This is a genomic window from Tissierella sp., assembly GCF_031460495.1.
Classification (GTDB): Bacteria; Bacillota; Clostridia; order Tissierellales; family Tissierellaceae; genus JAVKTS01.
Genome location: NZ_JAVKTS010000003.1, coordinates 528,389 through 552,285, shown reverse-complemented (window position 1 = coordinate 552,285; position 23,897 = coordinate 528,389). Strand labels below are relative to the sequence as shown.

Here is a 23,897-nt window from a genome sequence, read left to right as displayed (position 1 = left end):
GTTCTTGACATATTATTTTCAGTATTATAGAATACTATAGTTAAGGACTGAAGTTTTTTGAGGAGGTATAAAGAAGTGTCTACAAAATATATATTTGTTACGGGCGGTGTAGTTTCATCCTTAGGGAAAGGTATTACTGCAGCTAGTTTAGGTCAGCTCTTAAAGAGTAGAGGACTTAAAGTTACTATACAGAAATTTGATCCATATATAAATGTTGATCCTGGCACCATGAGCCCCTATCAACATGGGGAAGTTTTTGTAACAGATGATGGGGCAGAGACGGATTTAGATTTAGGCCATTATGAAAGGTTTATTGATGTTAATCTTAATAAGAATAGTAGTGTGACTACTGGAAAGATTTATTGGTCTGTACTTAATAAAGAGAGAAAAGGGGAATACAATGGAAGAACTGTCCAAGTAATTCCTCATATTACAAATGAAATTAAAGAGAGAATTATTAGAGCATCAAAGGAAAGGGATGTAGATATTGTCATCACTGAAATAGGTGGTACTGTAGGGGATATTGAATCCTTACCTTTCTTAGAGGCTATTAGGCAAATTAAGTATGATGTAGGCAAGGAAAATGTCATGTATGTTCATGTGACTTTAGTTCCATTTTTGTCCAAGGCTGGGGAATTGAAGACCAAACCTACTCAACACAGTGTAAAAGAGCTAAGGGGACTAGGTATTCAACCAGATGTACTAATATGTAGGACAGAGGTTCCACTAGCTAATGATTTAAGAGATAAAATTGCTCTTTTCTGCGATTTAGATCCATCTGAAGTTATAGAAAATATAGATGCTTCTACAATTTATGAAATTCCTTTAATGCTAGAAAGAGAAGGACTTCCAAAATTAGTAATAGAACATTTAAATTTGAAATGTGATGAACTAGATTTATCTGAATGGAATGAAATCGTTGAAAGAGTAAAAAATCCTCAAGGCAAAGTAAAAATTGCTTTAGTAGGTAAATATGTAGAGTTAAAGGATGCTTATCTTTCTGTAGCAGAATCTCTAAGACATGGAGCCATAGCTAATAATATTGATGTAGATATAGATTGGGTACATGCTGAGGAAATAAATGAAAATAATTGCAAGGAACTTTTAGCTGGTGCAGATGGTATTTTAGTACCAGGAGGTTTTGGTGATAGGGGAGTAGAAGGAAAGATTACAGCTACTAAATATGCTAGGGAAAATAATATTCCATTTTTGGGAATTTGTCTTGGTATGCAATTGGCAGTTGTTGAATTTGCTAGAAATGTTGCAAGCCTTAAAGGTGCACATAGTTCAGAGCTTAATGAAAATACAAAATATCCTGTCATTGATTTAATGCCAGAGCAAAAAGATATTGATACTTTAGGTGGCACTATGAGACTTGGTCTATATCCTTGTAAGGTAATAGAGGGAACTAAGGCTATGGAAATATATAATGATGAGATTGTATACGAAAGACATAGACATAGATATGAATTTAATAATGAATACAGAGATACTTTGGCAGAAAAGGGATTGATAATATCAGGTCTATCACCTGATGAAAGATTAGTTGAAATGATTGAATTAAAAGATCATCCATGGTTTGTAGCAGTACAATACCACCCTGAGTTTAAATCAAGACCAACCAAAGCTCATCCATTATTTAGAGAGTTTATAAAAGCAGCAAATAGAAAAAGCAACTAAGAACTAATAACTAATAGTGAATAGTGAATAGTTTAAACCCTAGATTTAGAGCATATCAAGCTTAAAACCTAGGGTTTGCTTTTTTATTAATTCTTTTAACTATTCACTTTTCACCTTTCAACATTAACTATCTTTTACTCTGTTCTAATAGCTTCTAATGCTGATAAGTTCATTGCACGCCTAGCGGGGAAATATCCTGATACTACACCTATGAAAGCTGAAAATCCCAAAGCAGCTAATGCTAGCCAAAGAGGTATTACAGAGATTGTTGTAGCATCCCATAAGCCAAGCATAGGTCCGAAGATATGGCTAAACTTATTGACAATGAAGGATAAAAGGTATGAAAAGCCAACACCAACAACTCCCCCTACAAGACCTATAATAGCAGATTCAAATAGGAAAAGGTTCTTTATATCCTTAAGTGATGCACCTATTACTTTCATTACTCCAATTTCCTTGGTTCTTTCGTAGATACTCATAACCATGGTGTTTGTAATACCTATTGCAGCTACTACAAGGGATACAGCACCTATACCCCCAAGGACTGCTTGAATCATTCCAGCTTGTTTTTTCATGGATTCTAGTTGGTCATTTAAACTATAGGCTTCATGCCCCATATCCCTTATTGTCTTTTGAACATCCTGAACATTTTTCATATCATTAACTTTTATATTTACCTGATTATATCCTATATCTTTTGGTTTGCCAGGTTGTGGCTTGACTCCTTCTGCTTTTTCCTTTTCTTTTATAAGCTTTTGCACTTCGGTGATAGGCATATAAATTCCATAATTAGTTTCCCAATCATTGCTTTCTGCCAATACTCCTGCTACTTTTATTTTATACTCTTTATAGTTTACCTTTTTCTCACCTGGATAAGAATAGCCATAATTCGGATTAAGAGTTAGAGTCATTCTATCCTTCATTAAATTAATCTTTGGTTCTCTCCATACCCTTGCTTTTGGGTCATAGAAATTATACTTCATTTGTCCACCAAATACTATTGTAAGTTCATCGGAACTAGTCAATAGTCGGCCTTCTGCAATTTCAAATCCAAAAGATGCCATGGAGTCAGGATCAATCCCTTTAATAGGCATTTGTGCTATATATTTACCATTGATTATGGCACCATAGGTTTGTAAAGTAGGGCTTACTGCAATTACATTTGGCAATGACTTAAATGCAGCAACAGCTTTATCATCTAATTCTACTACTTCTTTTCCAGGGATTTCACTCCACCCTTTGTGTACATTTATAGTAGTTAAGCTTCCCCATTGGGCCATTTGTTCTTCAAACCCAATTTGCATTCCAAAACCAAGACTAAGCATAACTATAATGGAACTTGCACCTATGATTACTCCAAGAACTGTAAGAAATGTTCTTAATTTTCTTCTCCACAGATTTTTAATTCCCATTCGAAATAAGTCTAATTTACTCATCGAAAGCCATTTCCTTTTTCTTCTTCTTTTTCTTGTAGAATATTACACCACCAACTATGACAAGTATAGCTATTAGAGAAATCCAAAGCCATTTAGATTTTAGAATTCCATTTACTCCAGTTGGACCTTCTTCCATAGGAGGCATCTCACCTGGGAACTCTTCCATTGGTGGCATTTCCATTACATTTAAGGTAAATTCCTTCCTTAATTCTTGCATTTGACCTGTGGAGTCTTCATATGTGAAAAGGACAGCACCTTTCAATTCTCCTGGTTCTGATGGCATTACCATTCCTTCAAAATATTCACTACTACCAGTAACAAAGTTTCCTATATAAGAAGATCCATTTTCTGTTTGGAAGTCTCCTTCTAATTTAACCATCATATTATATAGAGTTACTTTACCTGTATTATAAAACTCTAATGATACTGGCATTGGTTGACCTATCATTGCCTCTGGATAATAGGATAATTCTCCTGTTTCAAGTCTTGAATTTTGAACTACAGGGACACCTATTAATTCTATATCTTTAAGTTCATTTCCGTCACTATCTTCATATTCGAAATTGGCTGTAATAGTATGGGTTTTTGCTATAGCATCTGGTATGGTAAACATGGTTATTTTCTTTTCAACTCTACCTCTAGGAGGTATTGAATCTATATAGAATGTATTTGAGCTATCTACTGGGGTAAAGGCAGAACTTCCTGCGTTTGCACCTTCGTTACTAGTACCAGATTCTGCTGTTAAAAATATTTTTATATTATTTACAGTTTTGCTACTATTAGTATTATAAAAAGATAAAGTCATTTCAAAGTTTTCGCCTGCACGAACAAGTTGTGGTTCAAAATTATATTTATCTATGATTAATTTAGGTTTTCCCTTTGTTGAGTCCCCGGATTTTTCTACATATATACCTACATATTGGTTGACACGATGTTTTACTTCACTATCTTGATTAAACTCATCTTCATATTCTACAGATATATTTATAGGATAGTTTCTTGTAATGGCCTCTTCTGTAGGGAAAAAGATAAATTCAAGGGATTCTTTTCCATCAGGAGCCATAGTATTTATTTTCTTAATACTATTAGTTTTTGGTATTACTGTTGGGTCTGAGCTTTCTACTTTAACTAAGATATTATTGGCATTTACTCCACCATTATTTCTTAAATCAAACTTTAGAACAAAATCTTTATTAGGGTTAATAGCAGTTGTAGGATAGCTCAGATTTTCTATTAAAATATTAGAGTTTTGTTCAGCATCGCCACCTACATTAAGATAAATAGCCTGTGTCTCAGTTACTCCATTATAAGAGAAGGTAACATTAAGCTTATGAGCACCTCTCTTGATACTATTGGATGATTTTAGATAGAACTCAGCATAGGAAACTAAATTTCCTGAAACATTTTTAACATATACAATATCAGACCCAGAAGAGATATAAAAACCTTTGTCATTATCTAATCCTTCTAGTTTTACAGATACATTCTTTACATCTACACTTCCTTTGTTTTCGAACAATACACTAAGTTTTACATCTTGACCTGGTGTTATAATTTCAGGTGAAGTAACATTTTTTGTAATTATAAGTTTAGGTTGAGTTGATTTATTAGATACTTTTACATATACGATGGCTTCTAATGTCTCGCTATATTTTGTTGGTGGATCTGTAGCATATGAGACATAGTTATAGTTTATTTTTACAGGTATTGGATATGAACCAGGCATGGCAGTAGGTGATACTTCCATTTCAAGCTTCACTGTTTTCTGGGATCCCTTTGATATACTTCCCATAGGAATTGAGTTTGTTAAATTATTTGATGTAAAAGGGCTATCATTTCCAAAAACCGGAGTTACAACGATATCAGTTGCTGTATATCCAGTGTTTTTCAACTCAAACTCTACAGCAATACTAGTACCTGCGTTTACTTCAGGTATTAGGCCATCTTCTATCACTAAGGATGGTTTGTAGTAAGATGAAGAATCTGTATTGCTTGGTGGGTTGTTAATTTGACTATTTGCAATGCTAATACTTGGTATCTGCATCAGAATTAATATCATTGCTATAAAAACACTTAAAAATCTTTTCATTTAATTCACTTCCCCCTTTATTATGTTTTCTGTTTCTGTTATTTTCTCAATATTTCCATCCCTTAGGTATACGACTCTATGGGCATATCCAGAGATTTCTGTATCATGGGTAACTATTATCAAGGTTTGCTTAAATTCATATGCCATGCCTGTGATTAAATCCATTACTTCCATGGTAGTTTTCGTATCTAAGTTCCCCGTTGGTTCATCTGCAAATACAATTTTCGGTTTATTTACGAAAGCTCTTGCAATACTTACTCTTTGCTGTTGTCCCCCACTCATTTCAGATGGTTTATGATGTAATCTTTTTTCTAGGCCTACATCTTTGAGCATTTGTTTTGCCATTTTATCTCTTTTATTCTTTGCTACACCCTGGAATGTAAGACCAATACTTACATTTTCTAAAGCAGATAAGGTAGGAATAAGGTTATATGATTGAAATACGAAACCAACATATTTTTGTCTAAATTTAGTTACATCTTTTTCGCTCAATTTGTGTATTGGAAGCTTGTTAATGAAGATTTCGCCCTTTGTTGGCTTCTCCAAGCCTGCCATCATATTTAGCAAGGTAGATTTTCCAGATCCAGAGGTACCTAGTAAACAGACGAATTCTTCTTTTGCAACATTGAGAGTTATATCATTTAGGGCAATTATTTTTTCATCTCCCATCCTATATACCTTTCTTAAATTTTGTAATGTTATAAAATCTTCCAAGAATTAACTCACCTCCAAATATTTAATCTTATGAACATTTTACCATATTATATACATGGAAATAGTTACAATATTATTAAAGTTTAGAAGGTATTATTGAAAGCATAAGTCTAAATTACGAATAATAATTCAATGTCTTGTTACAAAATTATCCATATGATATAATGTAGACAAATATAAGATGGAGGGAAAAGCAAATGAAGGCAATGATTAGACTTAGAATGAGTACAGCAGATGCTCATTATGGTGGGAATTTAGTTGATGGTGCAAGAATGTTAGGATTATTTGGTGATGTAGCTACAGAATTACTTATTAGACAAGACGGTGATGAGGGATTATTTGTAGCTTATGATAAAGTAGAATTTACAGCACCAGTATACGCAGGTGATTACATAGAAGCTGTAGGTGAAATTGTAAAGGTTGGTAATACTTCAAGAAAAATGGTATTTGAAGCTAGAAAAGTTATAGTACCTAGACCAGATATCAGTCCATCAGCTTGTGATGTATTGGAAGAACCAGTAGTAGTTTGTAGAGCAGAAGGAACTTGCTTAGTTCCAAAGGATAAAAAGAGAATATAGGAGGCGATATTAATGGAAAAGTTAATTATTACTGCTGCTATTTGTGGGGCAGAAGTAACAAAGGAAAACAACCCAGCTGTTCCATATACAGTTGAAGAAATAGGTAGAGAAGCAGAATCAGCATATAAGGCTGGAGCTAGTATTATTCATCTTCATGTTAGAACAGATGATGGTACTCCAACTCAAGACAAAGCTAGATTTAAGGCTTGTATGGATGAAATCTATAAGAGATGTCCAGATGTAATAATCCAACCATCCACAGGTGGAGCAGTTGGAATGACTGATGAAGAAAGACTTCAACCAACAGAATTAGGACCAGAAATGGCTACTTTAGACTGTGGTACTTGCAACTTTGGTGGAGATGAAGTATTTGTAAATACTGAAAATACTATCAAAAACTTTGGAAGACTTATGATCGAAAGAGGAGTTAAACCTGAAATAGAAGTATTTGATAAGGGTATGATTGATTATGCAATCAAATACGCTAAACAAGGCTTTATAAAAGAGCCAATGCATTTTGATTTCGTACTAGGAGTACAAATGGCTGCAACTGTTAGAGATTTATCATTTATGGTAGATAGTATTCCAGCAGGATCTACTTGGACTGTATCAGGAGTAGGCAGACATGAGATGCCATTAGGAGCTGTTGGTATTGCAATGGGTGGACATGTTAGAGTGGGATTTGAAGACAATGTATATATAGAAAAGGGAGTATTGGCTAAATCCAATGGAGAATTAGTAGAAAAAGTTGTAAGAATAGCTAAAGAATTAGGCAGAGAAATAGCTACTCCAGATGAAGCAAGAGAAATATTAGGACTTAAAAAAAGATAATTTCAATAAGTTTGGAATTTGGTGCCTGGCACCAAATCCCAAACTTATTTTTAAATTAACTATTCAAGAGCTAAATAAGGGGGTTTTAACTTGGAATTTAATCCGATTTACCATAAATATAGTTCTAAAAGAAATCTTGTATATGGAAAGAATGGGATGGTAGCGGCATCCCATCCATTAGCTGCACAAGCAGGTATTGATATGATGAAAAAGGGAGGGAATGCAGTAGATGCAGCCATAGCTACAGCTGCTACACTTACGGTGGTAGAACCTACTGCCAATGGAATTGGTGGGGATGCCTTTGCTTTAGTTTGGACAAATGGTAAGCTTCATGGATTAAACTCCAGTGGACCATCTCCCAAGTCCTTAACATATGAAAAACTCAAGGAATTAGGATTAGATTCTATGCCAGTCTATGGATTTACTCCTGTAACTGTACCTGGGGTACCAGCAGCATGGGCTGAACTTTCTAAGAAATTTGGGAAACTTACCTTAAAGGAAGCACTGATGCCAGCTATTGGAATTGCTAGGGATGGTCATCCTATTGCCCCTACAGTAGGTAAATATTGGGATAGGGCATATAGGATATATAGTGAAAAGCTCAAAGGAGAAGAATTTAAATATTGGTTTGAAACATTTGCTCCTAAGGGCAGGGCTCCAAAGATAGGGGAAATCTGGCTAGCACCAGATCATGCTGCAACTTTAGAGGAAATAGCCAATACGAATGCAGAATCTTTCTATAGGGGAGAGCTTGCAGATAAGATAGATGAATTCTCCAGAAAATATGGAGGCTATATAAGAAAGGAAGACTTAGCAGAGTATAAAGCAGAATGGGTAGAACCAATTAAAGTTAATTATAGAGGTTATGATGTGTGGGAGATTCCACCAAATGGGCATGGAATTGTTGCATTGATGGCATTAAATATTTTAAACAATTTTGAACTTAAGGAAAAGGATAGTATAGAAACCTATCATATACTTATTGAAGCTATGAAACTAGCATTTGCAGATGGACTTGAATATATTGGGGATCCAAAATATATGGTTCCCACAGTAGAAGAACTATTATCTCCAGAATACGGTAAAGAAAGAGCAAAGTTAATTGGTGAAAGTGCTCTAATGCCAGAGGCAGGTGAACCTCAAAGTGGAGGGACAGTATATTTTGCTACTGCTGACGGTGAAGGAAATATGGTCTCCTATATTCAAAGCAATTATATGGGATTCGGCTCAGGCCTAGTGGTGCCTGGTACTGGAATTGGATTGCATAATCGAGGAAATAATTTTAATATGAAAGAAAATCATCCAAATTGTGTAGGACCATGCAAGAAACCATATCATACTATTATTTCTGGATTTTTGTCTAAAGATGGGCGTCCAGTAGGACCTTTTGGTGTAATGGGTGGGTTTATGCAACCACAAGGACATGTACAAGTAATTACTAGTACTATAGATTTTCATCTTAATCCTCAGGATGCTCTGGATGCTCCAAGATGGCAATGGACTAAGGACAAAACTATATCGGTTGAACAATCTTTTCCAAATGATATAGCTTTAGCCTTGGGACAAAGGGGACATAATATGGTATCTCAAATAGATAGTGGTAGTTTCGGCAGAGGGCAAATTATATGGGTAGATGAAAAAGGAGTGCTTTGTGGTGGAACTGAGTCAAGGGCAGATGGATATATAGCCATATTTTAATAATGACAAATAAGTTTAGATTTTGGTGCCAGGCACCGAAATCCAAACTTATTTAGTATATTTATTTCAATTTATTACTCTAATAGTTTTGAAATCTGATATAATAGTATATAATAATAAAAATGGAGGTAGTTCTTATGTTATTAACAGGAAAAGAGTTGTTGCTTGATGCTCAAAAAAATGGATATGCTGTTGGAGCTTTTAATATTAATAATATGGAGATAATACAAGCTATTATTGAAGCTGCTGAGGAAACTAATTCTCCGGTCATATTGCAAGCCAGTCAAGGTGGTATTAAATATGCGGGAATAGAATATATAGCAGAGCTTGGTAAATTAGCAGCTAGAAATGCTAAAGTTCCAGTAGCTCTACATTTAGACCATGGTACGGACTTTGATCAAGTTATGCTATGCATTAGACATGGATTTTCTTCTGTAATGATTGATGGATCAAGATTTGCTTTGGATGAAAATATTGCCTACACTAAAAAGGTAATAGAAGTAGCTAAGGCTGTTGGAGTATCTGTTGAGGCAGAACTAGGTAAGATTGGTGGAACAGAAGACCATATAACAGTTAGTGAAAAAGACGCTACATTTACAAGCCCAGAGGAGGCTCTGAGATTTGTTAATGAAACTGATGTTGATTTCCTTGCTATAGCCGTTGGTACAGCCCATGGTGTATATAAGGGAGAACCAAAACTTGATTTTGATAGAATAAAAGCTATTAGGGATATAGTTAGTGTTCCTTTAGTATTACACGGATCATCAGGAGTTCCTGAAGAGGCTTTAAGGAAAGCTATTTCATTAGGTATTTCTAAGATAAATATAGATACGGATATTAGAATAGCATTTGCTAATGGTGTAAAAGAGTTCCTAAAGAATAATCCAGATAATTTTGACCCAAGAAAGATATTAGGACCTGCAAAAACTCAAATGAAGGAAATAATAAAGGAAAAGATGCAAATATTTGGTTCAGTTAATAGGGCATAAAATAATGCACAATTCACAATTAAGGGACCTAGGGTCGCAAAAATACCCAATAGCTAGACCCAAACAATTGTTAATCGTTAATTATTAATTGAATACGGGGGTGTATGTAATGAAACTTTTTATTGATACTGCTAATATTGAAGAGATAAAAGAGATTAATGAGTGGGGAGTAATTTGTGGTGTAACCACGAATCCTAGCTTAATAGCTAAAGAAGGTAGGGATTTCAAAGAAGTTGTTAAGGAGATTTCTGATATTGTAGATGGACCTATTAGTGCTGAAGTTGTTTCTTTAGATAAAGATGGCATGCTGAAGGAAGCTAGAGAGTTAGCCAAGATTCATCCAAATATTATTATCAAAATCCCTATGACTAAAGAGGGATTAAAGGCTGTAAAAGTACTAACTGAGGAAAAAGTAAAGACTAATGTTACCTTGATTTTTTCAGCTAATCAAGCCTTGCTTGCAGCTCGTGCAGGGGCTACTTATGTAAGTCCTTTTGTTGGTAGACTTGATGATGTTGGAAATGAAGGAATGGATATAATAGAAGATATATATCAGATATTTGCTTTGCATGGCATTGATACAGAAATAATTGCTGCAAGTATTAGGCATCCTATTCATGTGTTAGATGCTGCAAAGGCTGGGGCTCATATTTCAACTATACCATATAAGGTATTTGTTCAAATGTTAGCTCATCCACTAACTGATATTGGAATTGACAAATTCTTAAAAGATTGGAATAGCATTAAAACTAATTAGGGAGTGTTATAATGGATAGAAATTTGGCGTTGAATTTAGCAAGAGTAACAGAAGCAGCAGCATTGGCTAGTGCGAAGTTTTTAGGTAGAGGAGATAAAAATGCTGCAGATCAAGCTGCTGTTGATGCGATGAGGAGAATGTTTGATACTGTAAATATTGATGGAGTTGTAGTTATCGGTGAAGGGGAAATTGATGAAGCCCCTATGCTATATATTGGGGAACAAATAGGTATAGCAGGGCCAGATAGCTTGAAAATAGACATAGCAGTAGATCCACTAGATGGTACAAATTCCATTGCTTATGGTCGTCCTGATGCTGTTTCAGTAGTGGCCATAGCACCTAGAGGGTGTATGCTTCATGCACCAGATACTTATATGAATAAAATGGCAGTGGGACCAGGAGCAGCTGGTGTTATAGATATTAATGCTCCAATTGGAGATAATGTTCGTGCAGTTGCAAAGGCCTTGGACAAGGATGTATCTGAAGTTACAGTGACTATGTTGGATAGACCAAGGCACGATAAATTGGCAGCAGACATAAGAAAAGCTGGAGCAAGAATTAGAATGATAACTGATGGTGATGTAATTGCTGCTATCAATACATGCTTTGAACATACTGGTGTAGATATGATGGTTGGCATAGGAGGAGCTCCAGAGGGAGTTATTACTGCAGCTGCATTGAAATGTATGGGTGGAGAATTTCAAGGAATACTACATCCAGTAACTGATGAGCAAAGAGAGAGATGTATTGCAATGGGTGCAGACTTAAGCAAAGTGTATAAGACAGATGACCTTGTAAAAGGAGATGAAATAGTTTTCGCAGCAACAGGAGTATCCCATGGAGAACTACTTCAAGGAGTTAAGTACCTAGAAAACAATATTGCATCAACTCATACTTTAGTTACAAGAGCTGAAACAGGAACCGTAAGATTTATAGAATCAAGACATATATTAGATAAAAAACCAGAATACGCGAAGTAAGAATACAGTTAATAACTAATAGTGAAAAGTGAAAAGTTTTCAGTAATGCTTTTGGGTCCTTTAACTATTAGCTATTAGTTATTCACTATTCATTGAATTGAAAGAAAGGTGGTGTTAATTTTTGACGGAGAAGGATTTACTCAACAAGAAAATTGGGGAACTTAGAGAAATAGCTAAGACTCAAGGAGTCAACAGTCCTTATAAATATAAGAAGGATGAGTTGATAGATATAATTCTTCAAACTTTTGCTTCTGAGGAAAAGGAAAAGGAAAAAGAAGAGGAAAAAGAAGTAGAGCAAAATGAGGTAACAATAGATATGAAAGATATTGACACAGAAGATTTACCAGAAAAAGTCACTGAAGAATTGGAAAACATGGATACCATAAATGGTGCAGAGGGGATACTTGAATTACACATAGATGGATATGGATTTTTAAGATCTGACAATTATCTATCTGGTGAGGATGACATTTATATTTCGCCTTCTCAAATCAGAAGATTTAGATTGAAAACTGGAGATAAAATCTTCGGTGTTACAAGAGCCCCAAATCCTGGGGAAAGATACAAAGCTCTCCTATATGTTAAATCTGTTAACGGAATGCATCCAGAAACTTGTCTAAAAAGACCTAATTTTGATAACTTAACTCCAATTTATCCCAATCAAAGACTAAAACTTGAATCCAACGGAAATGAACTTGCAACTAGGATGATTGATTTGATATCACCTATTGGTAAGGGACAAAGAGGAATGATTGTATCTCCACCAAAGGCAGGAAAGACATCTTTACTTAAAATGGTAGCAAATGCTATATCTAGAAATCATCCCGAGGTTGAGATTATTGTACTTTTAATAGATGAAAGACCAGAAGAAGTAACAGATATGAAGAGATCTGTAAAGGGAGATGTGGTTTATTCAACTTTTGATGAATTGCCACAACATCATACTAAAGTTGCAGAAATCGTATTGGAAAGAGCAAAACGATTGGTTGAACATGGAAAAGATGTAGTAGTTTTATTAGATAGTATTACTAGACTTGCTAGGGCATACAACCTGACAATTCCTGCAACTGGAAGGACACTATCCGGTGGTCTTGACCCAGGAGCACTTCACAAGCCAAAGAGATTTTTTGGAGCTGCAAGAAAATTAGAAGAAGGCGGATCCTTAACTATTCTTGCTACTGCTTTAGTGGAGACTGGAAGTCGTATGGATGATGTTATATTTGAGGAATTCAAGGGTACAGGCAATATGGAAATACATTTAGACAGAAAATTATCTGAAAAGAGAATTTTCCCAGCTATTGATATTAACAGATCAGGAACTAGAAGGGAAGAACTACTACTTACTCAAAAAGAATTAGAGACTATATGGGCAATACGAAAGGCCATGGGAAATGCATCTACTCAGGATGTAACGGAGACTTTAATTGACAATTTATTAAAATCTAAGGATAATGATCAATTTATTGTTGAAATGAGAAATAAAATTTGGATTTAGTTGAAATTAGAAAATAAATATGCTATAATTTAGTGGTTGAATTATGAAATTGTTTTTTTGCTATAAATTAGCATTTGAAGAGAGGTGAAAGGAATGAAGGCGGATATTCATCCAAACTATAAAGAAACTACTGTTACTTGCGCGTGTGGAAATACTTTCAAAACAGGTTCTGTTAAAGATGAACTAAGAGTTGAAATCTGTTCAGAATGTCATCCATTTTTTACAGGTCGTCAAAAATTTGCAGAACGTGGCGGACGTGTTGAGAAATTCAAGAAGAAATATCAAATCGATTAATTTCTTCAAAGAGAAATTAGGTTAGTTGCCCAAGCATCTAACCTTTATTTTTTATGACCTAACTTAGCGAACGATAGTGAGCTTTAGTAGGTCAAACGCAACGAGAACCAAATCTATACGACCGGTAGGGAGTAAATAGATTTGAATTTCGAGACTGAGGAAAATGACCTAACAATTTAGAAAATGACCTAGCATAAATACAGTGAATGACCTAAATTAACTCTTCACTGATTAAAAAGGTGGTGTATAGATGGAAATTAAGAAATTAAATAGAGTACCAAAACATATTACTAGCATTGGTGGGCAAGCCCTAATTGAAGGGGTTATGATGCGTGGTCCCAAGGATGTAGCCATAGCTGTAAGAAAACCTGATCATGAAATTGAGCTAAAGAAAGAAAAACTAAATACTTTAGCTATGAGAAATAAAATATTTAAATTACCATTCTTAAGAGGAGTAGTCGGATTAGTTGAATCCTTAATCCTTGGCACCAAATCCTTGATGTATTCTGCTGAATTTTATGAAGAGGATAATAAAGAATCTTCACCTAAAATAACATTAACTCAAAAAATATTTAAGGATAAAGCAGCGGATGTTGAAATGTTTTTTGCAATGGTGTTTTCCATAGCCTTGGCTATAGGGATTTTTATGATATTACCAACAATTCTTACTAATTTCTTTAAGTCAAAAATAGACAGCTCAATAGGTTTGAATCTGTTGGAAGGGGTAGTTAGAATATTTATATTTCTAATTTATGTAATTGCAGTATCAAAGCTTGAGGATATAAAGAGAGTATTTGAATATCATGGAGCAGAACATAAGACAATTCATTGTTATGAAAATGAAGAAGAACTAACTGTTGAAAATGTAAAGAAGTACCCAATTCTTCATGCTAGATGTGGTACCAGCTTTTTATTTATGGTAATGATAGTCAGTATTTTAGTTTTATCTTTCTTTGGGTGGCCAAATCCATTACAAAGATTTTTAGTTAGAATATTAATGTTCCCTGTGATTGCAGGAATATCTTATGAGATAAATAGACTTATCGGTAAAAGTAAGTCAAAGTTAGCTTATTTCTTTTCCTATCCTGGACTAATGATTCAAAAATTAGCAACTGTAAAAGAACCAGATAGCGATCAAATTGAAGTAGCCATTGCAGCTTTGAAGGCAGTTCTTCCAGATAATAAGGATGAGGATAAATGGTAATCAATGAACTGTTAAAGAAATCATCCTGTGATATTAGGGATTCAATCTTGATACTATGTAAGTTATTAGATGTGGATAAATCAACAATATATACCTATGGGGATAGAGAAGTATCCCCTAATATTGTTGATAAGTTTTTGGAACTTACAGTAAAAAGGGCTACTGGATACCCTATACAGTACATATTAGGTCAATGGGAGTTTATGGGACTGGACTTTTATTTAGAAGAAGGAGTTTTAGTACCTAGACCAGATACGGAAATTTTGGTAGAGTATATTATTGGGTATATTAAGGAAAAATATAAAACTATACCTATAAAGCTATTGGATTTAGGTGTTGGCAGTGGTGCAATCTCATTGAGTATTGGAAATTATTGTGAGAATGCAGAGGTAATTGGAGTAGATATCTCAGATATTGCTATTAAAGTAGCAAGTATTAATAAAAATAGATTGAAGTTAGATAATGTAAGTTTTTATAAGGGAGATTTATTTGAAGCTCTCGAAGATCTTAATTTAGAAGGACAATTTCAAATTATCGCATCGAATCCTCCTTATATTTCTAAAGATGAACTAGAAAAGCTTCATACAACAGTAAAGGATTTCGAGCCTAGACTTGCTTTGGACGGTGGTCTTGATGGATTGGATTTTTATAGAAGGATTACATATTTAAGTAAAGAATTTCTGCAAGATGGAGGCCTACTTATTTATGAGATTGGATATGATCAAGCTAAGGCAGTAGAAGATATTCTAATTAAAGAAGGTTTTAGGGAAACTACTATATTAAAGGATTTGCAAGGACATAATAGAGTAGTATTTGGTATGAAGAAAGTTGAGGTGGGATAGTGGATATATTATTTCAGTTGTTTATATCATTTTTTAAGATAGGAGCATTTAGCTTTGGTGGAGGCTACGCTATGCTCCCTATGATTGAAGAGGAAATAATTCAAGTGCATGGATGGCTAACAGCTGTAGAATTTATAGATATTTTGGCGATTGCAGAGATGACACCCGGGCCAATTGCCATAAATTCGGCAACTTTTTTAGGATATAAGGTGGGGGGAGTGCTAGGTTCAATGACTGCTACATTTGCAGTAGTATTACCTTCCTTTATAGTAATGAGCTTGATAGTTCATTTTATTTCCAAGTTTAAGGATAGCCCTTATACAAAGTGGGTTTTCTCTGGGATTAGACCTGTGGTTTTGGGATTAATTGCTGCAGCAGCTGTAACTGTTGGTAAAAATGCTTTTATTGACATAAAAGCTGTTGTTATTTCAATAATAATTTTTGTGCTAGTAACATTTAAGAAATTTAACCCTATTCTAGCAATAGTTCTTGCTGGTGTATTGGGTGTATTCTTATACTAAAGGAGGAGGGGGAGAATGTTTTTGCAAATGTTTTCAACATTTTTTAAGATTGGAGCCTTTACCTTTGGTGGAGGATATGCCATGATACCTATTATTCAAGAAGAAGTAGTGAATAAGAAAAAATGGATAGATAAATATGAATTTTTAGACGCAATTGCAGTTTCTCAAGGATCTCCTGGTCCCATAGCTGTAAATACAAGTATTTATGTGGGATATAGATTGAAAGGTTTACCAGGTGCAATAGTTTGTACTCTAGGAACAATATTACCTTCATTTTTTACTATATTACTTGTTGCCATTTATTTCTATCAATATAGAAATAATCCTATTTTGGATAAGGTATTTTTAGGTATAAGACCTACCATCGTTGCACTTATATTGTCTGCAGTATATAAGATGGTGAAGACTTCAGGATTTGGGTATAAAAAATTATCAGTATCATTAGCTGCAGCCTTGATAATAGTTTTTCTAGGTATAAGCCCAATATACTTGGTAATAGCTGGAGGATTGGGATCGGTAATCATAAATAAATGGAAATTGAAGGATAAGTTGTAGGGTTTTTCATTGTGAATTGTGAGCCATGAATTGTGAATTGTGAATTGAATAATGGAGAGTGAAAAAATGTTAGATAAATTAGCCGCTATTGAAGAAAGATATGTGGAGTTAGGCGAAAAAGCAATGGATATGGAAGTAATAAATGACAGACTACTATTTCAAAAGGTCATGAAAGAACATTCTGATATAGAGCCTTTGGTATTTAAGTATAGGGAATATGTGGAGACTAGAACAGGTCTTGAAGAAGCTAAAGAAATGCTAAGGGAAAAACTAGATGATGAAATGAAGGAAATGGTCAAGGAAGAAATAAAAGAACTTGAATCAGCTCTAGAAGTTATAGAAGAGGAACTAAGGGTACTGCTTATACCAACAGATCCTAATGATCATAAAAATGTTATAGTGGAAATAAGAGGTGGAGCTGGTGGAGATGAGGCAGCTTTATTCTGTGGTGTACTATTTAGAATGTATTCAAGATATGCTGAGAGAAATAGATGGAAAGTTGAGATAATGAATACCAACGAAATAGGAATTGGTGGATTCAAAGAAGTAATATTCATGATAAAGGGTAAAGGTGCTTATAGTAGATTAAAATATGAATCTGGTGTACACAGAGTTCAAAGGGTTCCAGAAACTGAATCCAGTGGTAGAATTCATACTTCTACATCTACTGTGGCGGTATTACCAGAAGCAGAAGATGTAGATATAGAGATTAATGAAAGTGATTTAAAAATAGATATCTATAGGTCCTCTGGTGCAGGTGGTCAGCACGTAAATACTACTGACTCTGCTGTTAGAATCACACATATACCAACAGGAGTAATAGTTGCATGTCAAGATGAAAGATCTCAGATTAAAAACAGAGAAAAAGCTATGAAAATATTAAAATCTAGAATATATGATCAAATGCTAACTGACCAAGCAGCTGAAATAGCAGAAGAAAGAAAAGGCCAAGTAGGTACTGGAGACAGATCAGAAAGAATTAGAACTTACAACTTCCCACAGGGAAGAGTAACAGATCACAGAATCAATTTAACCTTATATAAATTAGATGCTTTTGTAGATGGGGATTTAGATGAGATGATAGATGGTCTAATTACCTCAGATCAAGCTGAAAAATTAAGTTAAATTTTATATGTAAAAACAAAAACTCCAGAGCAATCTGGAGTTTTTGTTTTAATGATTTCTTGAAGCAACTACATACTAGTGTTATAATTTAAAATAAATTATAAATTTAAAATCCGTAGCCAAAAATGCTGTGGATATAAAGTGAGTTGATATTATGGATTTTTTTAAGGATTTTATAAAAGGAATTATAATTGGAATAGGGGCCATTGCTCCTGGTGTTAGTGGAGGCGCATTTGCTGTAATGTTTGGAGTCTATGACAAGATTACTGATGCTATTGCAAATGTTTTCAAGAATTTCAAGAAAAAAGTATTTATATTACTTCCTCTAGGTCTAGGGGCTTGTGTAGGAATTTTAGGCTTTAGTAATATTATGAAATATCTATTTGAGCAACATGAGCCACAAGTTAAATTTCTCTTCATTGGACTTATGCTAGGAGCACTTCCTTCTGTAATTAAGGAAGCTAATAGAGATGGATTTAAAAAACAATTTCTTCTTCCTTGTTTAATTGCATTTAGTATAACATCTTTATTTTCAATATGGAGAAATAGTTCTTCAAATATCATTCCAGTGGACAATACTAGCTTGTTTGCCCTGATTATTTATGGTGTAATTATAGGATTTGGAACTATTATACCCGGTATTAGCTCTTCATTTATTTTAATGTATATAGGCGCATATGAAATAGTTCTTGATGGAATTGCAAATATAGATTTAATCATACTTATACCTATGGGGATCGGATTTGTCCTTTCTATTTTATTATTTGCAAGGATAATTAATTTTTTGTTCAAGAAGATTTATGGATATACATATTACGCTATTTTAGGTTTTGTAGGAGGCTCAATAATCACTATATTACCACAGATTGAATTTACCTTAGAATATTTACTAAGTATGGTCATATTCCTAATAGGTTTTTATTTATCCCATGGTTTTAGCAAATGGGCGTAAGTAGGATAATAGGATTAGTGCCAGAATTACCAGAATAAATTTCTAAATTAGTGGGAAGATAGAATAGATAAAAAAGTCTCACCAAGGAGGAAATGAATTGGAACAAAACAAAGAAAGTATAAAGGCACTTAATGACTTGTTGCAAGGGGAGTATATGGCAGTAGAGAGCTTTAACACATTTATATCCAGAATAGAAGATGGGGATATTAAAGATAATTTAAAAAATATTCAAAGTCAGCATAGAGACAATATTGAGACCCTAGCCAATCATATACAAAATATTGATGGGAAACCAAATGAAAATACTTTCATGAAGGGAAAAATGGGAGAAATGAAGTTAAATATGGAATTAGGCTCAGAAGTAGATGTTAATGAAGTTATTGAGAAGGCTTTAGAAGGGGAGACAAAGGGGATTAATATGGCAGAAGAAATATTAAGAGGAAAATTAGATGAAAAATCTAGAGATCTAGCAGGTGAAATATTGGAAAAGGATAGACAATCCATTCATAAGCTGAAAGGTTTATTATCATAAGTGGGACAGAGGGACAGGAGTAGTGTCCCACTAAAAATATACAATAATACCTAATATAAATCCAATAATAGTTGCGATACTTGAAGCCCTTCCTTTGTGGAGGGTTTTTCCTGTTGGTATTAGCTCATCACAGACTATGTAGAGCATGATTCCTCCTGCAATGGCAAGGGATATAGGGATTATGGAATTTGATAGAGAACCAAGACTTGCTCCCAAATATGCCCCTATTCCTGTGGGAATGCCAATTAATGTACTAAGTAAAATTATCTTCCATGATTTAACCTTATTCATACTTAAAGGTACAGATAGTACAATTCCTTCTGGAATATTGTGCATTAGTAGTGCCATGGCTAAAACTATACTAAAGTCAGATGCAGTGGTAATGGATGACCCAAGTGCCAGGCCTTCAGGTATACTATGTATAGCTATGCTTAGTCCAATAATTATGCTGGATTTCATTGGAATAAAAGATTGTATCTTTTCAAATAATACTTCTAATATAATAATTAGCAAGATACCTATGGTTACTCCTGTGATTACTGTAAGAGTACCACCAAGATAGAAAGCTTCAGGAAATAGATGGAAGCTCACTATAAACATCATAAAACCACCGCTTAATCCGAATAAAACACTTAAAACAAAATCTGTTTTTTTGATTGAAATACCAATCATACTTCCTATACTAATGCCAACAATTCCTATTATAAGACCAACAACTCCAACAATCCACGGATTCATTTTCATCCCTCCCATCTATAAGTATGCAATGCCTAAGAAAAATATTAATTATGAATTATGAATTGTGAATTGAATTGTAATACTATATAATGATGTAAAGTGATATAAAAGAGGAGTAATCAATGGAAACTAGGATATTAAAAATAGATAAGGAAAATATAGATATTAGTTTAATGAAAGAAGCTGCAAGTATTATAAAAAATAGTGGAATAGTTGCATTTCCTACTGAAACAGTATACGGTCTAGGTGCCAATGGACTTGATGAAAATGGAGTAAAGAAAATATTTGCTGCAAAGGGTAGACCTGAAGACAATCCCTTGATCCTTCATGTTTATTCAATTGATCAAGTAAGGGAATTAGTAGAGTATATTCCAGACATAGCTAAAAGATGTATGGAAGAGTTTTGGCCAGGACCACTGACTATACTCCTAAAAAAATCTAATAAGGTCTTAGATATAACTACAGCAGGTCTTGATACTGTAGGTGTTCGTATGCCTGAAAACAATATAGCCTTGGATTTAATTAAATTGTCTAATGTCCCCATAGCTGCACCTTCTGCCAATACTTCTGGAAGGCCAAGTCCTACATCTGCCAAGCATGTGGTAGAGGATTTGTGGGGGAAAGTTGATATGATAATTGACGGTGGAGATACAGGCATAGGCTTAGAATCCACTGTATTGGATTTATCAAGTGATTTACCTATGATTCTTCGACCAGGTGGAGTAACAGAGGAAAGTTTAAGAAAAATAATTCCCAATATATCTATAGATTCTAGTATAATAAAGTCAGATGATAATATTATTCCAAAGTCTCCTGGTCAAAAGTACAGACATTATGCACCGAAATCAGATATGGTACTTTTTAGTGGAGATCTTGCAGGGATTACCCAAGGAATTATTGCATATGCTAAGGAATACAAGATTCAAGGAAAAACTGTAGGAATAATGTGTACAGATGAAACAAAGAAATATTATGAGGAATATGCTAAAGAAACTGTAAATATATCCATGGGTAGTAGAGAAGATATAAATACTATTGCTCACAATTTATTCAATACAATAAGGTTATTTGATGAAGCTAATGTGGATATTATCTTAGCTGAAGGAGTAGAATTATCTCATATTGGTATAGCCATAATGAATAGGATGATGAAAGCAGCATCAGGGAAGATAATCAAGGTCTAAAGGAGAGAAGTAGATGAAAGTATTATTTGTTTGCACAGGAAACACTTGTAGAAGCCCCATGGCAGAAGGTATTTTAAAATCCATTGCTAAGGAAAAGGGACTGGATATAGATGTGGACTCTGTAGGAATTTCAGCATATGATGGTTCCCAGGCATCTCCAAATTCAATAGAAGCTATGAAAAAGATTAAAATAGACATATCTAAACATAAAGCTTCACAACTCCATAGGGATTTGGTTGATGAATCTGATTTGATTTTGACTTTGTCTCAATCTCACAAGGAATTTATACTATCGAATTATCCTCAAGCGAAGGATAAGCTATTTACTTTATTAAAATATGCCTATGGAGAAGAAAAAGATGTAGCGGATCCCTTTGGAAGAAATTTGGCATATTATGAAAGGACTAGGGATGAAATTTATGAGGCAATAATGCAGTTTAAGATATTGAGGAGGGATAAACAATGAAAATTGGTATAGGTAGTGATCATGGTGGTTTTCAGCTTAAGGAATATATTAAGGAGTATTTAGATAAAAAGGGAATTGCATATATAGATTATGGAACTGATTCCCTTGAATCAGTAGATTATCCAGATTATGGCAAGAAGGTAGCAGAAGCTGTCATTAGTGGAGAAGTAGATAGAGCTATTGTTATCTGTGGTACAGGTATTGGAATATCCATAGCTTGCAATAAGATGAAAGGGATTAGATGTGCATTATGTGGGGATACTTATTCTGCTAGAATGAGTAGAGAGCATAATAACGCAAATATTTTAGCCTTAGGAGCAAGGGTAATTGGAGTGGATTTAGCTATTGAAATAGTAGATACATGGCTAAATTCTGAATTTGCTGGAGGAAGACATGAAAAAAGAGTTAATAAAATTAGTGAAATTGAAGGGTAAACTATGATATAATCTTTGAGGAAAATAATTAGCAATAAGAAAGGAGTTTTTTTATATGTCGAATGTAGTAGTATTTGATCATCCACTTATTAAACACAAGCTTACATTTATTAGAGATAAAAATACTGGTTCTAAGGAATTTAGAGAATTGGTTACAGAGGTTTCAATGCTCATGGGCTATGAGGTAACTAGAAATCTTCCTTTAGAGGATATCGAAATAGAAACACCTATTATGAAAATGAAATCTCAAGTTATATCAGGAAAGAAGGTAGGACTTATACCTATACTCAGGGCAGGTCTTGGTATGGTTGATGGTATGCTAGAAATAATACCAGCAGCTCGTGTGGGACATATTGGATTATATAGGGATCCTGAGACTTTAAAACCTGTAGAGTATTATTGCAAATTACCTCAAGATATAGAAGAAAGAGAATTAATAGTATTAGATCCTATGCTTGCAACAGGTGGATCTGCTACAGCTGCTATTGATTTCTTAAAGGAAAGGGGAGCTAATTCAATAAAATTAGTATGCCTAATTGCAGCTCCAGAAGGAGTAGATGCAGTAACTACAGCCCATCCAGATGTGGATATTTATGTGGCAGCTTTAGATGAAAAGTTAAATGATCATGCATATATTATACCAGGACTTGGCGATGCTGGAGATAGATTGTTCGGCACTAAGTAAAAGGAGAGATATTTAGATGGAAGGTCTTATAATGCCATTTTTGCTAGGAATGGTAATCTCATTTTTAGCAACTCCATTTGTAAGGAAATTAGCATTTAAAGTTGGTGCAGTTGATGTGCCAAAGGATGATAGAAGAGTACACAATACTGCTATGCCATCAATAGGCGGATTAGCTATATTTTTTGCAGCAATTATTGTTATTCTAGTATTTTTACCATTGAATAAAGAGACAACTTCCATATTAATAGGGGCAACTGTAATTGTAATGGGTGGAATCATAGATGACATTAGGGAATTAAATCCAAAAGCTAAAATGGCATTTCAAATTTTAGCAGGAGTCATACTTATATTGGGAGATGTTAAAATTGATTTTGTTACAAACCCATTTTCCAAAGATAGCTCTCTATTATTTTTAAATTGGTTATCAATACCTATTACTTTGTTTTGGGTTGTAGGTATCACAAATACATTGAACTTTATAGATGGGTTAGATGGATTGTCTTGTGGAGTTGCAATGATATCCAGTATATCTCTCATGATAGTAGCACACACCTTTGGATATTCTAGCGTTGTCATCATGTCTGCTGCTTTAGCAGGAGCTTGCTTAGGATTCCTTCCATTTAACTTTAATCCAGCTAAAATTTTCATGGGAGATACAGGAGCTATGTTCCTAGGGTTTATGCTGGCAGCCATATCTATAGAAGGTGTAATGAAGAGTGTAGCTACAATTGCTGTAATTGCTCCAATATTAATATTGGGAGTACCTATATTTGATACTACCTTTGCAATATTTAGAAGACTTCTAAATGGACAATCCATAGCAGCTGCAGATAAGGGACATTTACATCATAGACTGCTAAATAGAGGCTTTTCTCAAAGAAAATCCGTATTGATACTTTATGGTATATCGGGTATATTTGGAGCATTTGCCATCTTAGTATCTAGAGCAAATAGTAGACAGGCAGTATATTTATCTGTTGCAATGTTTGTAATCACAGTACTTATAGCACTAAAAATAGGCTTATTTGAAAAGAAATAGGGACAAAGGGACAGGATTACTGTCCCATTTTTTTAAACTAAACAGTTGACACAAGGGGACGGTCCCATTGTGTCAAAAA

At 34.2% G+C, this 23,897-nt stretch carries 25 protein-coding genes; 21 read left to right on the top strand and 4 right to left on the bottom strand.

Annotated features, from left to right (window positions below; translation table 11 throughout):
* Window positions 1-75 precede the first annotated feature (75 nt).
* Window positions 76-1,680 (top strand): CTP synthase, encoded by a 1,605-nt coding sequence (locus tag RIN63_RS10310; protein WP_310444653.1) that lies wholly within the window; start codon window positions 76-78, stop codon window positions 1,678-1,680.
* Window positions 1,681-1,814: 134 nt separating this feature from the next.
* Here the strand turns inward: RIN63_RS10310 and RIN63_RS10305 are convergent, their stop codons facing one another.
* From RIN63_RS10305 to RIN63_RS10295, 3 genes are read right to left on the bottom strand one after another with little or no spacing between them, the layout of a single operon-like run.
* Window positions 1,815-3,116 (bottom strand): ABC transporter permease, encoded by a 1,302-nt coding sequence (locus RIN63_RS10305; RefSeq protein WP_310444652.1) that lies wholly within the window; start codon window positions 3,114-3,116, stop codon window positions 1,815-1,817.
* Window positions 3,109-5,205, bottom strand: a complete 2,097-nt coding sequence (locus RIN63_RS10300) for a hypothetical protein (RefSeq protein ID WP_310444651.1) — start codon at window positions 5,203-5,205, stop codon at window positions 3,109-3,111. The genes RIN63_RS10305 and RIN63_RS10300 overlap by 8 nt, the downstream gene beginning before the upstream one ends.
* Window positions 5,206-5,919 (bottom strand): ABC transporter ATP-binding protein, encoded by a 714-nt coding sequence (locus tag RIN63_RS10295; protein ID WP_310444650.1) that lies wholly within the window; start codon window positions 5,917-5,919, stop codon window positions 5,206-5,208. It lies immediately after the preceding gene.
* A 197-nt stretch (window positions 5,920-6,116) separates the two neighbouring features.
* On the opposite strand from RIN63_RS10295, the gene RIN63_RS10290 reads away from it, so the two are divergent.
* The 15 genes from RIN63_RS10290 to RIN63_RS10220 all read left to right on the top strand — a co-directional run bounded on the left by RIN63_RS10290 (window position 6,117) and on the right by RIN63_RS10220 (window position 19,272).
* Entirely contained in the window at window positions 6,117-6,497 is a 381-nt protein-coding gene (locus RIN63_RS10290; protein WP_310444649.1) for a hotdog domain-containing protein, read from the top strand.
* A 12-nt stretch (window positions 6,498-6,509) separates the two neighbouring features.
* Window positions 6,510-7,328, top strand: a complete 819-nt coding sequence (locus RIN63_RS10285; RefSeq protein WP_310444648.1) for a 3-keto-5-aminohexanoate cleavage protein — start codon at window positions 6,510-6,512, stop codon at window positions 7,326-7,328.
* Between the two features lie 90 nt (window positions 7,329-7,418).
* Complete coding sequence (gene ggt, locus RIN63_RS10280) at window positions 7,419-9,026, top strand: gamma-glutamyltransferase (RefSeq protein ID WP_310444647.1); 1,608 nt, start codon at window positions 7,419-7,421, stop codon at window positions 9,024-9,026.
* A gap of 137 nt (window positions 9,027-9,163) precedes the next feature.
* Complete coding sequence (locus RIN63_RS10275; RefSeq protein WP_310444646.1) at window positions 9,164-10,015, top strand: class II fructose-1,6-bisphosphate aldolase; 852 nt, start codon at window positions 9,164-9,166, stop codon at window positions 10,013-10,015.
* 109 nt (window positions 10,016-10,124) lie between these two features.
* Complete coding sequence (gene fsa, locus RIN63_RS10270; protein WP_310444645.1) at window positions 10,125-10,772, top strand: fructose-6-phosphate aldolase; 648 nt, start codon at window positions 10,125-10,127, stop codon at window positions 10,770-10,772.
* Window positions 10,773-10,783: 11 nt separating this feature from the next.
* Window positions 10,784-11,752 carry a class II fructose-bisphosphatase gene (glpX, locus tag RIN63_RS10265; RefSeq protein ID WP_310444644.1) on the top strand — a complete coding sequence of 323 codons (969 nt, stop codon included), beginning with the start codon at window positions 10,784-10,786 and terminating at the stop codon, window positions 11,750-11,752.
* A 121-nt stretch (window positions 11,753-11,873) separates the two neighbouring features.
* Window positions 11,874-13,247, top strand: coding sequence for a transcription termination factor Rho (rho, locus tag RIN63_RS10260; protein WP_310444643.1), 1,374 nt, complete (start codon window positions 11,874-11,876; stop codon window positions 13,245-13,247).
* Window positions 13,248-13,340: 93 nt separating this feature from the next.
* Window positions 13,341-13,541, top strand: a complete 201-nt coding sequence (gene rpmE, locus RIN63_RS10255) for a 50S ribosomal protein L31 (protein ID WP_310444642.1) — start codon at window positions 13,341-13,343, stop codon at window positions 13,539-13,541.
* 250 nt (window positions 13,542-13,791) lie between these two features.
* On the top strand, window positions 13,792-14,745 hold the full coding sequence (locus tag RIN63_RS10250; protein ID WP_310444641.1) for a DUF1385 domain-containing protein: 954 nt from the start codon (window positions 13,792-13,794) through the stop codon (window positions 14,743-14,745).
* Window positions 14,739-15,587, top strand: coding sequence for a peptide chain release factor N(5)-glutamine methyltransferase (gene prmC / locus RIN63_RS10245; RefSeq protein ID WP_310444640.1), 849 nt, complete (start codon window positions 14,739-14,741; stop codon window positions 15,585-15,587). The genes RIN63_RS10250 and prmC overlap by 7 nt, the downstream gene beginning before the upstream one ends.
* Window positions 15,588-15,604: 17 nt before the next feature.
* Window positions 15,605-16,108 (top strand): chromate transporter, encoded by a 504-nt coding sequence (locus tag RIN63_RS10240; protein WP_310444639.1) that lies wholly within the window; start codon window positions 15,605-15,607, stop codon window positions 16,106-16,108.
* Between the two features lie 15 nt (window positions 16,109-16,123).
* Complete coding sequence (locus tag RIN63_RS10235) at window positions 16,124-16,663, top strand: chromate transporter (protein WP_310444638.1); 540 nt, start codon at window positions 16,124-16,126, stop codon at window positions 16,661-16,663.
* A 66-nt stretch (window positions 16,664-16,729) separates the two neighbouring features.
* Window positions 16,730-17,788: a peptide chain release factor 1 gene (gene prfA, locus RIN63_RS10230; protein WP_310444637.1), complete on the top strand. Its 1,059-nt coding sequence runs from the start codon at window positions 16,730-16,732 to the stop codon at window positions 17,786-17,788.
* A 154-nt stretch (window positions 17,789-17,942) separates the two neighbouring features.
* Window positions 17,943-18,740, top strand: coding sequence for an undecaprenyl phosphate translocase family protein (locus RIN63_RS10225; protein ID WP_310444636.1), 798 nt, complete (start codon window positions 17,943-17,945; stop codon window positions 18,738-18,740).
* A gap of 97 nt (window positions 18,741-18,837) precedes the next feature.
* Window positions 18,838-19,272, top strand: coding sequence for a DUF2383 domain-containing protein (locus RIN63_RS10220; RefSeq protein WP_310444634.1), 435 nt, complete (start codon window positions 18,838-18,840; stop codon window positions 19,270-19,272).
* Between the two features lie 30 nt (window positions 19,273-19,302).
* Here RIN63_RS10220 and RIN63_RS10215 read toward each other — a convergent pair whose 3' ends face one another.
* Window positions 19,303-20,010: a ZIP family metal transporter gene (locus tag RIN63_RS10215; protein ID WP_310444633.1), complete on the bottom strand. Its 708-nt coding sequence runs from the start codon at window positions 20,008-20,010 to the stop codon at window positions 19,303-19,305.
* Between the two features lie 122 nt (window positions 20,011-20,132).
* On the opposite strand from RIN63_RS10215, the gene RIN63_RS10210 reads away from it, so the two are divergent.
* The 5 genes from RIN63_RS10210 to RIN63_RS10190 are packed head-to-tail and all read left to right on the top strand — an operon-like array spanning window position 20,133 to window position 23,818.
* Window positions 20,133-21,194, top strand: a complete 1,062-nt coding sequence (locus RIN63_RS10210; RefSeq protein WP_310444632.1) for an L-threonylcarbamoyladenylate synthase — start codon at window positions 20,133-20,135, stop codon at window positions 21,192-21,194.
* A gap of 13 nt (window positions 21,195-21,207) precedes the next feature.
* Window positions 21,208-21,660 carry a low molecular weight protein arginine phosphatase gene (locus tag RIN63_RS10205; protein ID WP_310444631.1) on the top strand — a complete coding sequence of 151 codons (453 nt, stop codon included), beginning with the start codon at window positions 21,208-21,210 and terminating at the stop codon, window positions 21,658-21,660.
* Window positions 21,657-22,094 carry a ribose 5-phosphate isomerase B gene (rpiB, locus tag RIN63_RS10200; protein WP_310444630.1) on the top strand — a complete coding sequence of 146 codons (438 nt, stop codon included), beginning with the start codon at window positions 21,657-21,659 and terminating at the stop codon, window positions 22,092-22,094. Before RIN63_RS10205 ends, rpiB begins: the two co-directional genes overlap by 4 nt.
* 55 nt (window positions 22,095-22,149) lie before the next feature.
* Complete coding sequence (upp, locus tag RIN63_RS10195; RefSeq protein WP_310444629.1) at window positions 22,150-22,779, top strand: uracil phosphoribosyltransferase; 630 nt, start codon at window positions 22,150-22,152, stop codon at window positions 22,777-22,779.
* A 16-nt stretch (window positions 22,780-22,795) separates the two neighbouring features.
* Entirely contained in the window at window positions 22,796-23,818 is a 1,023-nt protein-coding gene (locus tag RIN63_RS10190; RefSeq protein WP_310444628.1) for an MraY family glycosyltransferase, read from the top strand.
* Window positions 23,819-23,897 lie beyond the last annotated feature (79 nt).

Excerpts from the sequence above, each read along its gene's own strand:
- rpmE (WP_310444642.1), top strand. The coding sequence starts at position 13,341 with ATGAAGGCGGATATTCATCCAAACTATAAAGAAACTACTGTTACTTGC.
- upp (WP_310444629.1), top strand. The coding sequence starts at position 22,150 with ATGTCGAATGTAGTAGTATTTGATCATCCACTTATTAAACACAAGCTT.
- RIN63_RS10205 (WP_310444631.1), top strand. The coding sequence starts at position 21,208 with ATGAAAGTATTATTTGTTTGCACAGGAAACACTTGTAGAAGCCCCATG.
- RIN63_RS10290 (WP_310444649.1), top strand. The coding sequence starts at position 6,117 with ATGAAGGCAATGATTAGACTTAGAATGAGTACAGCAGATGCTCATTAT.
- prfA (WP_310444637.1), top strand. The coding sequence starts at position 16,730 with ATGTTAGATAAATTAGCCGCTATTGAAGAAAGATATGTGGAGTTAGGC.
- prmC (WP_310444640.1), top strand. The coding sequence starts at position 14,739 with ATGGTAATCAATGAACTGTTAAAGAAATCATCCTGTGATATTAGGGAT.
- RIN63_RS10250 (WP_310444641.1), top strand. The coding sequence starts at position 13,792 with ATGGAAATTAAGAAATTAAATAGAGTACCAAAACATATTACTAGCATT.
- RIN63_RS10275 (WP_310444646.1), top strand. The coding sequence starts at position 9,164 with ATGTTATTAACAGGAAAAGAGTTGTTGCTTGATGCTCAAAAAAATGGA.
- RIN63_RS10285 (WP_310444648.1), top strand. The coding sequence starts at position 6,510 with ATGGAAAAGTTAATTATTACTGCTGCTATTTGTGGGGCAGAAGTAACA.
- RIN63_RS10300 (WP_310444651.1), bottom strand. The coding sequence starts at position 5,205 with ATGAAAAGATTTTTAAGTGTTTTTATAGCAATGATATTAATTCTGATG.
- fsa (WP_310444645.1), top strand. The coding sequence starts at position 10,125 with ATGAAACTTTTTATTGATACTGCTAATATTGAAGAGATAAAAGAGATT.
- RIN63_RS10215 (WP_310444633.1), bottom strand. The coding sequence starts at position 20,010 with ATGAATCCGTGGATTGTTGGAGTTGTTGGTCTTATAATAGGAATTGTT.
- RIN63_RS10210 (WP_310444632.1), top strand. The coding sequence starts at position 20,133 with ATGGAAACTAGGATATTAAAAATAGATAAGGAAAATATAGATATTAGT.
- glpX (WP_310444644.1), top strand. The coding sequence starts at position 10,784 with ATGGATAGAAATTTGGCGTTGAATTTAGCAAGAGTAACAGAAGCAGCA.
- rpiB (WP_310444630.1), top strand. The coding sequence starts at position 21,657 with ATGAAAATTGGTATAGGTAGTGATCATGGTGGTTTTCAGCTTAAGGAA.
- RIN63_RS10305 (WP_310444652.1), bottom strand. The coding sequence starts at position 3,116 with ATGAGTAAATTAGACTTATTTCGAATGGGAATTAAAAATCTGTGGAGA.
- RIN63_RS10235 (WP_310444638.1), top strand. The coding sequence starts at position 16,124 with ATGTTTTTGCAAATGTTTTCAACATTTTTTAAGATTGGAGCCTTTACC.
- RIN63_RS10225 (WP_310444636.1), top strand. The coding sequence starts at position 17,943 with ATGGATTTTTTTAAGGATTTTATAAAAGGAATTATAATTGGAATAGGG.
- RIN63_RS10190 (WP_310444628.1), top strand. The coding sequence starts at position 22,796 with ATGGAAGGTCTTATAATGCCATTTTTGCTAGGAATGGTAATCTCATTT.